The organism is Oleiagrimonas sp. C23AA, assembly GCF_011759385.1.
Taxonomy (GTDB): domain Bacteria; phylum Pseudomonadota; class Gammaproteobacteria; order Xanthomonadales; family Rhodanobacteraceae; genus Oleiagrimonas.
In genome coordinates this window covers 281,323-293,625 of sequence record NZ_JAARLY010000001.1, presented here as the reverse complement: position 1 = coordinate 293,625, position 12,303 = coordinate 281,323, and the positions used below count along the sequence as shown (strand labels likewise).

Sequence of the window (12,303 nt, the reverse complement as noted above, 5' to 3'; positions counted from 1 at the left end):
AAAGCCGGGCATGGTAGCGGGCGCGGCGGGCGCCGTCACCTGCCCGGCCGTGATGGCGCCAGGTTACGCTTCGACCGACTCCACAAAGCGCGCGTTGTGGCGCTCTGGCCCCAGCCAGGTAAGGATGGCCAGCAGCAGCGACACGCCCACCAGCCACAGCGCCATCACCGTGGCGTAATTGCCGTGGTGGGATTCGGCCAGCGCCGCCTGCGCAGTGGCCGTGGCGGCGGCCAGCAGGTTGCCCAGCTGATAGGCAAAGCCCGGCAGCGTGCCGCGCACATCGTTGGGTGACAGCTCGTTCAAATGCGTAGGCACCACACCCCAGGCGCCCTGCACCATGAACTGGATAAGGAACGCGCCCAGTGCCAGCAAAGCGATCTGCCCGCCCGCAGCCAGGCCCAGCCACTGCCCGATGACATTGCCGTAGGTCCACAGCGGAATGGTCGGCAAGGCCGCCAGCGCGGCAATGATGATGGCGCGGCGTCGCCCGATGCGCTGCGACCACGCACCAAAGGTCAGCCCGCCGACGATGGCGCCCAGGTTAAGAATCGCCGTCAGCGCCGACACCGTGCCCGGGCCGAAGTGCAGCTGCGATTTCAGGAAGGTGGGATACATGTCCTGCGAGCCGTGGCTGAACATGTTGAAGCCGCCCATCAGGATCATCATGTAGACCAGCACGCCCCAGTGCCCGCGCATGGCCTGCCACACATTGGGCCGCTCGCGCCGGCGCTGCCCGGCCTGCCACACCGGCGACTCGGGCACCTTGGTGCGCACATACAGCACCAGCAGCGCGGGCAAGGCGCCTACCACGAACATGCCGCGCCAGCTGAAGCCCATCACGCCCACCACCAGCCAGTAGGCCAGCGCGCCGATGAAATAGCCGCACGGGTAGCCGCTTTGCAGCAAGCCCGAAACCAGCCCACGGCTCTTGGCGGGAATGCTTTCCATGGCCAGCGAGGCGCCGATACCCCACTCGCCGCCCATGGCAATGCCGAACAAAAAGCGCAGCACCAGCAGCACCATCAGACTGGGCGCAAAGGCGCTGGCCAGTTCCAGCACGGAAAACAGGATCACATCGACCATCAGCACCGGCTTGCGACCAAAGCGATCGGCCAGCCGGCCGAACAGCAGCGCGCCGATCGGGCGTGCGGCCAGTGTCAGCAGGATCGCGAATGTGACCTCGGTGGTTTTGGTACCGAAATCGTGCGCGATATTGTCAATGATGAAGACCAGCAGGAAGAAGTCGAACGCATCCAGCGTCCAGCCCAGAAAGCTGGCCAGCACGGTGTGGCGCTGCGCGCTGTCAAGCTCACGCAAGGTCGAGAACAAGGCCACGTCTTACCCCTGAAGTCGATGATCGAAGCAGGCTAGCACAGCGCCCGGCAAGCGCTGTGCGCCACTGGTAACAATGATCGGCGGCCACTCAGCCGCGCGACGGCCAGTCGGGAATGCGCAGCTGTGCCGGACAATTGCCCTGCTTCTGCGGCGACATCATGAAGGCCGCAGCCTTGGGGAAATCGCCCAGCTTTTCACGATGCACGGTAAACCACAGCTGCGCCAACTGCGCGTTGCCATTGTCGTGCTCGCAGCGCAGTTGCAAGGCGCGCCGCGTATGCACGCCAAAGGTTTTGGAGAACGCATCCAGCACGGCTTTGCGCGTGACCATCTTGCCGGCGTGCGCGGCCAGATACTGGCCAAACGCGCTGTCGGCAATGCGCTGGCGCAAGGTGATTTCGTAGGCGAAAAAGCGCGGCGCGTTGAAGCCAAAGCACTGCACGTGCTTGTGAAATTCGTGCTCCAGCAGGCTATCGGAAAAATGCGGCATCAGGGCGCTGATGGCCTTGCGCTGGGCGGCATCCAGCGGCAGCGCCACACGCGCATCACCACCGAGCAGCTCGCAGCCATGGCGCCAGTAGGTTGGCGGCACCACGCCGGCGCGAATCAGCGATTGCGGGCGCGAGGCCCAAAGGCCGTGAATACCCAGGCGCACGTCGGTGGGCTGCGCGGTGGTGCAGTGGCCATTGCACATGCCCGGCAACCAGGCCAGTGCCAGCGTGTAGTGATCAAAATCGCCGTGCTGGCGCGGCATCGGCACCTTGTCCGGCTGCGCCTGCACAACACCCAAGGTGAAACACAACGCGAGCGCCGCCAGGGCGCGAATGGCACGGTTCATGATCGTATCCAGCTGCAAATGGCGTACGTTACAACACCCCGGACAAAGCGCCACGCCTCAGCCTTGCTCTCCCGGCGCCCACTGTGTCAGGGGCATGGGGCGACCCGGCAGATACCCTTGCGCAAAATCGACACCGACCGCATGCAGGCGCTCGACCACCGCTGGCGTCTCGACGTATTCAGCAATGGTCTGCGACCTACTGACACGGGCCGCCTCGGCAAAGCAGCGCACGGCCACCTCGTCCAGTGGGTCGTCCACCATGCCGCGCACGAACTGGCCATCGATCTTAAGGAAATCCACCTTGAGTCGTTTGAGATAGCCAAACGAGGATGAACCGGCGCCGAAATCATCCAGCGCCACGCGAACGCCCAGCTCCTTGCATTGCAAGAAAAACTCCGCCGCATCGGCCAAATGCGTCACCACTGCGGTTTCGGTGATCTCGATGCACAGCCGCCGGCAGGTGGCCGCTCCGGCCTCCCGCAGCATCTGCAGGGCCCAAGCGTGGAACGCCCGATCCCCCAACGACTGACCGGAAATGTTCACCGTCAGCATGGTTACCGCCTCGACGCTGTCGCCGGCAGCCAGCCACTCCAGCACATGGCTCAATACCCAGCGATCGACCCGAGAGGCAAAATGGAATCGCTCCACGGCGGGCATGAAGGCGGCGGCCGCGGCCACTCCACCCTCGCCATCGGGCAGGCGCAACAGAACCTCGGCCATGCGCGAAGCATCGGCGCCGGGTTTCTTGCGCCCATGTAGCGCATCGACGGCGACAATGGGTTGCACGTAGAGCTCAAACGCGTTGCCCTGCAAGGCCTGCTCGATACGCGAGGTCCATTGCATGTCCCCATGTCGCGCCCGCAGTGACTGCTCGCTCTCCCGCCACACCTCATAGCGATTACGACCGTTTTCCTTGGCCGTATAACAGGCCGCATCCGCCGCCTGCTGGATGGCGGCCACGCTGGCCCAACGCGCGTCGACGCTGACCAGACCAATACTGGCACCGACACGAAACACACGCTCCTCGTGCGCAAAGCGGTAGTTGTCCACCAAGGTGCAGATGGTGGCCGCGACCCGTTCGGCGCCCTCCAGGGGGCACCGCGGCATCAGCACCGCAAACTCGTCGCCGCCCAGGCGTGCCACGGTATCGGACTGGCGCACGGCCGAGGTAAGCAACTTGGCCACCTGTCGCAGCAGACGATCGCCCTCGGCATGGCCACAGGTATCGTTGACGATTTTGAACTGGTCAAGGTCTATGAAGGCCAGTGCATGCGTAGCCGAATCACTCTCGATGCCGCTCCAAAGCCTGGCCAGGCGGGCCTCGAACTCGGTGCGATTGAGCAGTCCGGTGAGCGCATCATGCTGCGCGCGATGGCTCATCTCGCGTGACAGCCGGCGCTGCTCGGTCACGTCGTGGAACACCATCACCGCGCCCAGTACCTCGCCATCGGCTCGGCGAATCGGCGACGCCGAATCCTCGATGCCGTATTCGCTGCCATCACGCGCGATGAGCACCGTCATTTCTTCCAGTCCGACCGCACGATTCTCGCGCAAACACACATCCACCGGATTCAACGCTGCGCGACGGGTTTCCTCGTTGATCATGTGCAGCACGCTATTGAGAGGACGGCCGACTACATCATCCAGGACCCAGCCACTAAGCCGCTCGGCGACAGGGTTCATCCAGGTGATGCGGCCCTTGGCGTCGGTGGTCACCACACCGTCGCCAATGGACGCCAATGTCACGTCAAGAAGTTCGTGCTGGCGGGCCAGCTCCTGACGCATCAGGTAACTGGCGCTGATATCCTGCAAGGCGCCAATCAACCGTGACGGCCTGCCGTTTTCCATCTGTACCTGCCCCATGGCGCGCACCCATACGCGCTCCCCGGTGGCCTTGATGAAAGGCAACTCCAGATCCCAGCCCTCGCCGGTCTCCATGGAACGGGTCAAGGCCTGCTCGATCACCGGGCGCGCTTCGGGGGCATAGAACTGCAGGGCTTCGCTCACCTGCACACGTGAGCCCGGTTCCAGACCATGGATACGATAGGTCTGTTCCGACCACTGCACTTCCCGGCTGTCCAGATCCAGTTCCCAGCCACCAATGCCGGCAACGCGACCGGTACGATCAAGGAGAGCCTCACTTTTGCGCAATTGGGCTTCCTGCTTCTTGCGCTGATCAATGTTGAGGTGGATACCGAACACCCGCTCGGGGCAGCCATCGGCCGACCACGTCGCCACGCGGCCACGTTCAAGTACCCAGACCATGGGACCGTCACGGTGGCGTAGACGCAACTCGCACTCATAGAAGTCGGTGCGCTCCACCACATGTTTGTTGAACACCTCTCGCACCAGCCCGTAGTCCTGCTCGTGCATCAGCGCAGCCCACCCATCGGGGAATGTCAGGCTGCTCAGTTCCTCAAGGCTGTAACCGGCCAACTGCGCCCAGTAATGGTTGCAGAACACCTCGCCCGTGCGCAGGTTGATCTCCCAGGTACCGGCCCGGGTCGCATCAATGATGTATTCAAGCCGCTCGTGACTGCTCTTCAGCGCGCGCTCCGCGCGCTTGCGCTCGGTCACGTCATCCAGGATGGTCACCACGTGACGAGGATGGCCCTCGGCATCGCGATGCAGCACGGCGGACAATTCGACATCCAGGCATCGGCCCTGGCGGTCGAGCATCTGGTAAGGCAGACGTTCGGCATACCCTTGCGCGAAGACATGCGGCAGCCCCACCGATTCGGCGTGTTCTCGCGAGCGCTGCGTGAAAAACTCCACGGATCGACGTCCCAGCACTTCCTCGCGCGAGTAGCCCAGTCGCTCGCACCAAGTGTCGCTGACGTATACCAGATGGCCGTTGTGATCCATCACGTAGAGCATCGCCGGCGTGCTTTCATAGAAGCGACGCAGGCTGTCCTTGGCTTGGGCCAACTCGAGCGCCACCCGGCGCGACTCGGTGATGTCTTCAACGGTACCCACAAAGCCGCTGAGCTGGCTGGTCTCCTCAAGCAAGGGGCGCACGCGTACGCGCACATGGCGCTCATCGCCATCGATCCGGCGAATACGGAACTCGTCGGCAAACTCCTCTCGCGCATCCCGTGCCCGACGCCAGCGTTCACGTACCCGCTGGGCATCGTCAGGGTGCAGCGGTGACAACCAGCCGCGCCCCATCACCTGCTCGCGCTGTAGCTGCGCCATCTCCAGCCAACGGGCATTGACGTACTCGCAGTCACCCTCGGCATTGCACTGGAAAACACCCAGTGGCGAGGCCGCGCTCAAGGTCTTGAAACGGGCCTCGCTTTGCGCGATCTGGCGAATGACGCTGTGACTGGGGCGAAGGTCCCGATAGATCTTGGTATATCCGCCATCGATCTTGCCGCCCCCGGAAACATGTGGCACCAGGGTGGCGGTCACGGGTATGGAATGGCCATCGAGCGGCACCAGCAATGCCTCATATCGCGTGGCGGTGCCGCTTTGCAGCCATTCATCGTGTTCGGCCAACTGGTCGGCCTGAACCTCCTCGGACAGCACCGCGTCCAGGCCACGGCCAAGCATTTGGCTTTCTTTCAGGCCCAGTAATTGGCAGGCACTGTCATTGACGAAACTGATGCGGTGGACACTATCGCAACTGAGCACGGCATCGTTGCTGGCCGTCAGCAATCGCCGAAGATGCGCGCCACGGCCACCCGACGACTGCAAGGCGGTGCGACGCGCATCAAGCGTGCTGGCGGCCGAGGCCGCCAGCTGAAGGAGCACGTCCTTCTGATGGTCGCTCAGTTGCTTGGGCTGACGGTCGATGACACAAACCGCGCCGACGCGCTGACCATTCCTTAGCGTGATCGGGGCACCGGCGTAGGCCCGGACATGAGCATCACCGGCGACCATGGGGTTGTCGGCAAAACGCGGGTCGGCGCTGGCATCGACCACTTCAAAGACACCCTCCTGTGCAATCGTATGAGCGCAGAAAGCGACATCGCGAGGGGTCTCCTGCACCCCGGGAAGACCGACATTGGCCTTGAGCCACTGACGTCGCGCGTCGATGAAGGTCACCAGGGCCACAGGCATATCGGTGGTCAGGGAGGCAATACGCGCCAGCGCCGAGTATTCGGGCTCATCGTCGGTATCGAGAACTCCCAGGGCGTACAAGGCGCGAAGGCGCTCGGCTTCGTCGTCGGGAAACGGCGCATCCATCGTGATGCGTCTCCTATACAGCTGCGTGCATCAACGCGCCGACCCGGCACAGGCCGCACGATGACCTCTAAGGTTTTACATGCTGAGGTAAGCGACGGCCACCCCGCGGGGTCTCAAACCTGTCAGCGATCACGGATTCGCGCAGTAAGCACGTGGTCTTCCCAGGCTCCGTTGATGCAAAGGTATTCACGCGCATAGCCTTCGCGTTCGAACCCTAAGCGTTCCAGCAGACGTGCGCTGCGCTGGTTGCGCGGCATGTAGTTGGCCATGACCCGGCGCAGCGCCAGATCGTGAAAGGCGATGCCCATGCCGCGCGTCAGCGCCTCGAACATCAGCCCCTTGCCCTGGCAGTCGACGGCCACACCGTAACCCAGGTGACAGGCCTGAAACACGCCACGCACGATGTTGGCGAAGGTGAAGGTGCCCAGCACACGCGTGCGTGCCGAGTCGAACACCACCAGCGGATAACCGCGATCGGTGCGTGCAGCCTCGATGCCGGCGGCAATGGTGCGCCGGCAGGCCTCCAGCGAATAGTAGCTTTCCTCGCGCGCCGGCTCCCACGGCCCCAGATGATCGCGATTGGCCCGGCGATGGCGCTGCACGGCCGGCGCATCCTCCGGCCCGGCCAGGGCGATGAGGGTGCGCTCGGTCCGGTATTCGCTCTGGATCATCATGCACACGATTGTAGCGTGGTCGCAGCGCCAAGCGCTGATGGCGGGGGGAAAATTTCCGCAGCGGCGAGACGCCAGATCGATTACACTATGCGCCCAACCTCCCCGACCGATCACCGCCTTCCGCGGTGCATCCGCTGCTGTCCCCGCCTCGAGATTTCCCATGGCTTCCGATTCCGCCGCGCCTGCGGCCGCCCTGCACTTTTCCGACCTGGCCCTGCCCGAATCTGTGCAGAAGGCCCTGGCCGATGTCGGCTACGAGTCGCCTTCGCCGATCCAGGCCGCGACCATCCCGCCGCTGCTGGAGGGCCGCGACGTGCTCGGCCAGGCCCAGACCGGCACCGGCAAGACGGCCGCCTTCGCGCTGCCCGTGCTGTCACGCCTGGAACCCAAGGCCGGCAGGCCGCAGGCCCTGGTACTGGCGCCCACGCGCGAGCTGGCCATCCAGGTGGCCGAAGCCTTCCAGCGCTACGCTTCGCACATCCCCGGCTTCCACGTGCTGCCAATCTATGGTGGCCAGGGCTACGGCCCGCAGCTGGGCGGCCTGCGTCGCGGCGTGCATGTGGTGGTGGGTACGCCGGGACGTATCGTCGACCATATCAAGAAGGGTTCACTGGACCTGTCCGAGCTGCGCTTCCTGGTGCTGGACGAAGCCGACGAAATGCTGCGCATGGGTTTTGCCGAGGACGTGGACACGGTGCTCTCGGCCTGCCCGGAATCGCGCCAGGTGGCGCTGTTCTCGGCAACCATGCCGGCGCCAATCAAGCGCATTGCACAGACGCACCTGAAAAACCCGGTGGAAGTGGCCATCGCCGCCAAGACCACCACGGCCAAGAACATCCGCCAGCGCTACTGGTGGGTCAGCGGCCTGCACAAGCTGGACGCGCTGACGCGCATTCTGGAAGTCGAGTCGTTCGACGCCATGATCATCTTCGCGCGCACCAAACAGGCCACCGAAGAGCTGGCGCAGAAGCTGCAGGCGCGCGGTCTGGCCGCGGCCGCCATCAACGGCGACATTGCCCAGCCGCAGCGCGAGCGCGTCATCGGCCAGCTCAAGGACGGCCAGCTGGACATCCTGGTGGCCACCGACGTGGCCGCACGTGGCCTGGACGTGGAGCGCATCAGCCACGTGCTGAACTACGATATCCCCTACGACACCGAGTCGTATGTGCATCGCATTGGCCGCACCGGCCGCGCCGGTCGCAGCGGCGAGGCGATCCTGTTCGTCACCCCGCGCGAGAAAGGCATGCTGCGTGCCATCGAGCGTGCCACGCGCCAGAGTATCGAGGAGATGCACCTGCCGACCGTGGATGACGTCAACGACCGACGCATCCAGCGCTTCAAGGATGCCATCACCGACACCCTGACTGGTGGCGAGCTGGAACTGTTCCGCAACCTGGTCGAGCAGGTCGAACAGGAGCAGAACGTACCGGCGGTGGACATTGCCGCGGCGTTGGCCAAGCTGGCCCAGGGCGGCAAGCCGCTGCTGCTGGATCCTCCCCCGCCGCGCGAAAAGCGCGTGCGCGAAGACCGCGCCCCGCGTGAGCGCGCCGAACGTGGCGAACGTGGGGAACGCGCGCCGCGCCCGGTGCGCCCGCACAGCACCGAGCCGGGCAAGGTCACCTACCGTCTGGAAGTGGGCCACGGCCATGGCGTGAAGCCGGGCAACATCATTGGCGCGGTGGCCAACGAAGCAGGATTGGACAGCCAGTTCATCGGCCGCCTGTCCATTCGCGGCGACTACAGCCTGCTGGACCTGCCCGAAGGCATGCCGGCCAATCTGGTGGCGCATTTGAAGAAGGTGCGGGTGGCCGGTCAGCCGCTGCGTCTTAGCGAATGGGACGGCAAGGATGACGGGGGCGGTTTCGTGCCGCCGACACGTGGCCCCGGCGGCCCGCGCCGTCACGGCAAGAAGCCCGGCGGCTTTGGTGGCCCGTCGCGCAAGGGGCCGCCGCGCGGTTCCAAGAGCGGCTTCAAGGGCGGCAAGAACCGCTCTTCCTGAGCGGCCAAGTGTTCGCCATCTGAAACACAGTGGCGCCACAGCGTGGCTTACATTGCCACGCGGCGCCATGCACACTTGGGTTTTTGCGCCACTTGGGGCGCGATTGTTCTTTTGTCATGCCCGTTCTACCCACGCTGTTCATTTCCCACGGTTCACCCATGCTGGCGCTGTCGCCCGGTCGCACCGGCCAGCACCTGGGTTCGTTGGCCCGGCGCCTGCCGCGACCGCGCGCGGTGCTGATCGCCTCGGCGCACTGGCTGACACCGGCGCCGACGCTGGGCTCGGCCACCGCGCCGCAGACGCTGCACGACTTTGCCGGCTTCCCGGATACGCTTTATCACCAGCATTACCCGGCCCCGGGTGATCCGGCGCTGGCGGCCGAGGTGGTGGGCCGCCTGGCCGATGTCGGCCTAGAGGCGACTCTCGACGAGCACCGCGGCTTTGACCATGGCGCCTGGATTCCGCTGCAGTTGATGTACCCACAGGCGGATATTCCGGTGTGCACGCTCTCGCTGCAACCGGCACGCAGCCCGGCACATCATCTGGCGCTGGGACGCGCACTGGCGGGCTTGAACCGCGACCGCGTGCTGGTGATCGGCTCGGGCAGCGTTACGCACAACCTTGGCGATCTGCGCCCAGGCGCGCTACCGGCGGCCTACGTACGCGACTTCACCGACTGGATCGACGACGCGCTGGCCGACAGCGACATACCCGCCTTGCTCGATTACCGTCAGCGCGCGCCGCATGCGGTGCGCGCGCACCCCAGCGACGAACATCTGCTGCCACTGTTCGTGGCCCTTGGCGCGGCCGGTGCCGGTTGTCACAGCACACGCCTGCACGCCGGTGTCGACCTGGGAGCCCTCGCCATGGATATCTACCGCTTCGACGCGGCTGCCTGAGGCACCGCCGCAGCCCGTTTCAGGCACTGCGTGGCAGCGGGCGGAAATCATCCCCCGGCGGACGTTGCCAGTCTTCCGGCGTCAACGGCACCAGGCCGTGAGCATGCCGCGCCTTCTCGCACTGCGCGCTGGGACGGCCAAACTCCCAGGCCGGCTCCACCTGCCGGCATACCGACGGTTTGATGGCGTGAATGGAGCAGCCGGCGGCCTTGCCGATGGTGCCTTCCAGGGCCACGCAATGCGACGAGCGCGACTGCGTACCGCGCATCACCACGCGGTGCGGGTCAAGCTTTTCGGTCAGCTCGGCGGGCACGGTGCCGCCCAGGAACGGGTCGGCCTCGGACCAATGGAAAGCCACTCGAAAGTGGGCACAACAGGCGCCGCAGCGCAGGCACGGATGGCTCATCGATGGGAATTAGACCGCACCCCTCGGCGCGGAGCGAGCGCATTCTATGCCTGCCAGCGCGCTTGTAAAGCCCCTCGCCTCGAAGCAAGCGGCCGCCCGCCGCATGCGCGGCCTTCACGCGCAACGCGCTTGTATCGACGGCGGTGGCCGTCCATAGTCGGGTGGCTGCCTCATCGCGTGCAGGCAAGGGCCGCGGCTGGCTCTTCCGGTACGCGCCGCACTACCTTCCCGGGGAGGAGCCCATGCAAGATTCCGGTCAAACCGTCCACCGCAAGGCCGCTGACGACAGCCGCCTGAAACGCGATGTGGGCATCGTCGGCCTGCTGTTCACCGCAGTCGGTTCCATCATTGGCTCAGGCTGGCTGTTCGGTGCCCTGAGCGCGGCGCAGATTGCCGGCCCGGCGTCGATCCTGGCCTGGGCCATCGGCGGCGTAATGATCATCCTCATCGGCCTGTGCTACGCCGAGCTGGGCACCATGTTCCCGGTTTCCGGCGGCGTGGTGCGCTTCCCGCACTACGCTTTCGGCTCGTTCGCCAGTTACACGCTGGGCTGGATTACCTGGCTGGCGGTGGCCTCGACCACCTCCATCGAGGTGGAGGCTGCCCTGCAGTATTCGACCAATTACCTGCCCTGGCTGCAGCATCTGCAGGATGGCGTGCCGGTGCTGACCACCGCCGGCTTTTTCGTCGCCGCTGGCCTGCTGGGTCTTTTCAGCCTGATCAATGTGGTCGGCATCCGCTGGTTCGCGCGGCTTAATAATGCGCTGGTGTGGTGGAAGCTGATCATCATCACGCTGGTGGTGGTGGTGTTCCTGTTTACCGCCTTCCATGGCGCCAACTTCCACAGCGGCAATATGGACTCGGCCCACGGCGGCGGCTTCATGCCGTTCGGCTGGAGCGGCGTATTCGCCTCCATCGCCACGGCGGGTATCGTGTTCTCCTACCTGGGCTTTCGCCAGGGTGTGGAGTTGGCCGGCGAGACCAGCAACCCCAAGCGCAACGTGCCGATCGCGGTGATCGGCTCGGTACTGATCACGGCCGTGATCTACGTTGCCCTGCAGGTGGCCTTCATCGGCGCGCTGCCGGAGAAGGCACTGGTCAACGGTTGGGCGCACATCGGCACCAGTTTCTCCGGTGGTCTGGACAACATTGCCGCCACCTACGGTCCGCTGGCGGCGCTGGCCGAAGTGATGGGCCTGACCTGGCTGGCGGTCCTGCTATACGTCGATGCGTTCATCTCGCCCGCCGACACCGGCCTGATCTACACCACGGTGACTGCACGCATTGCCTACGCCATGGGCCGCAACGGCAACGCGCCCAAATCGCTGGCCAAGGTGTCCGAGCGCGGCGTGCCGTGGGTCAGCGTGATCCTGACTTTCATCGTCGGGCTGATCTTCTTCCTGCCCTTCCCCGGCTGGCAGAAGCTGGTCGGCTTCGTGACCTCGGCCACGGTGCTTTCGTTTGGCTCGGGACCGCTGGCACTGCTGGCCATGCGCCGCCAGCTGCCACGGCAGCAACGACCGTTCACGCTGCCATGGGTACACGTGATTGCCTACCTGGCGTTCCTTTCCTCCAACCTGATCGTGTACTGGTCGGGCTGGTCCACCGACTGGAAGCTTGGTATCGCGGTGCTGATCGGCTACGTGGTGCTGGTCATCCATGAGGCACGCTATCGTGGCCAGACCCCGAAGCTCGAGCTCAAGGCCGGCGCCTGGGTGGTGGTATGGCTGGCCGGGCTGATGGTGATCAGCTACCTGGGCTCATATCCGGAAGCCTCCGAACATGCCGGTAACCTGATGCTGTTCGACTTTGGCGAGGCGGTGATCGTGATCGGCCTGTTCTCGGCCTTCGTGATGTGGATGGCACTGAAATTCCGTCTGCCCACCGAACGTGTGGAAGCGCACCTGGCCGAACCGCTGGGTCCGGAGTCATCGGCCAAACCACCGATTCAGCAGGAAGGCTGA

The 12,303-nt window shown here is 64.9% G+C and carries 8 protein-coding genes; 3 read left to right on the top strand and 5 right to left on the bottom strand.

The annotated features are described in order from the left end of the window. Nucleotides 1-63 precede the first annotated feature (63 nt). The 4 genes from HBF24_RS01285 to HBF24_RS01270 form a co-directional block, all read right to left on the bottom strand. The gene (locus HBF24_RS01285; RefSeq protein ID WP_167167759.1) at nt 64-1,335 is read right to left on the bottom strand and encodes an MFS transporter; all 1,272 of its coding nucleotides are present in this window, start codon (nt 1,333-1,335) and stop codon (nt 64-66) included. Nucleotides 1,336-1,423: 88 nt separating this feature from the next. Next, complete coding sequence (locus HBF24_RS01280; RefSeq protein ID WP_167167756.1) at nt 1,424-2,173, bottom strand: ribonuclease I; 750 nt, start codon at nt 2,171-2,173, stop codon at nt 1,424-1,426. A 57-nt stretch (nt 2,174-2,230) separates the two neighbouring features. Continuing rightward, nucleotides 2,231-6,361, bottom strand: coding sequence for a PAS domain S-box protein (locus HBF24_RS01275; RefSeq protein ID WP_167167753.1), 4,131 nt, complete (start codon nt 6,359-6,361; stop codon nt 2,231-2,233). Nucleotides 6,362-6,483: 122 nt separating this feature from the next. Further along, nucleotides 6,484-7,035 (bottom strand): GNAT family N-acetyltransferase, encoded by a 552-nt coding sequence (locus tag HBF24_RS01270; RefSeq protein WP_167167751.1) that lies wholly within the window; start codon nt 7,033-7,035, stop codon nt 6,484-6,486. Between the two features lie 160 nt (nt 7,036-7,195). Between HBF24_RS01270 and HBF24_RS01265 the strand changes: the two genes are divergently transcribed. Together HBF24_RS01265 and HBF24_RS01260 are read left to right on the top strand one after the other, a co-directional pair. Further along, the gene (locus HBF24_RS01265; protein WP_167167748.1) at nt 7,196-9,034 is read left to right on the top strand and encodes a DEAD/DEAH box helicase; all 1,839 of its coding nucleotides are present in this window, start codon (nt 7,196-7,198) and stop codon (nt 9,032-9,034) included. A gap of 116 nt (nt 9,035-9,150) precedes the next feature. Then, a complete protein-coding gene (locus tag HBF24_RS01260; protein ID WP_167167745.1) occupies nt 9,151-9,933 on the top strand; it encodes a class III extradiol ring-cleavage dioxygenase in 783 nt (260 codons plus the stop codon). A 19-nt stretch (nt 9,934-9,952) separates the two neighbouring features. Here the strand turns inward: HBF24_RS01260 and HBF24_RS01255 are convergent, their stop codons facing one another. Then, nucleotides 9,953-10,339, bottom strand: coding sequence for a YkgJ family cysteine cluster protein (locus tag HBF24_RS01255; protein WP_167167742.1), 387 nt, complete (start codon nt 10,337-10,339; stop codon nt 9,953-9,955). Nucleotides 10,340-10,581: 242 nt separating this feature from the next. Here HBF24_RS01255 and HBF24_RS01250 point away from each other — a divergent pair, with 242 nt between their 5' ends. After that, nucleotides 10,582-12,303 (top strand): APC family permease, encoded by a 1,722-nt coding sequence (locus HBF24_RS01250; protein ID WP_167167739.1) that lies wholly within the window; start codon nt 10,582-10,584, stop codon nt 12,301-12,303.

Excerpts from the sequence above, each read along its gene's own strand:
- HBF24_RS01280 (WP_167167756.1), bottom strand. The coding sequence starts at position 2,173 with ATGAACCGTGCCATTCGCGCCCTGGCGGCGCTCGCGTTGTGTTTCACC.
- HBF24_RS01275 (WP_167167753.1), bottom strand. The coding sequence starts at position 6,361 with ATGGATGCGCCGTTTCCCGACGACGAAGCCGAGCGCCTTCGCGCCTTG.
- HBF24_RS01270 (WP_167167751.1), bottom strand. The coding sequence starts at position 7,035 with ATGATGATCCAGAGCGAATACCGGACCGAGCGCACCCTCATCGCCCTG.
- HBF24_RS01265 (WP_167167748.1), top strand. The coding sequence starts at position 7,196 with ATGGCTTCCGATTCCGCCGCGCCTGCGGCCGCCCTGCACTTTTCCGAC.
- HBF24_RS01260 (WP_167167745.1), top strand. The coding sequence starts at position 9,151 with ATGCCCGTTCTACCCACGCTGTTCATTTCCCACGGTTCACCCATGCTG.
- HBF24_RS01255 (WP_167167742.1), bottom strand. The coding sequence starts at position 10,339 with ATGAGCCATCCGTGCCTGCGCTGCGGCGCCTGTTGTGCCCACTTTCGA.
- HBF24_RS01250 (WP_167167739.1), top strand. The coding sequence starts at position 10,582 with ATGCAAGATTCCGGTCAAACCGTCCACCGCAAGGCCGCTGACGACAGC.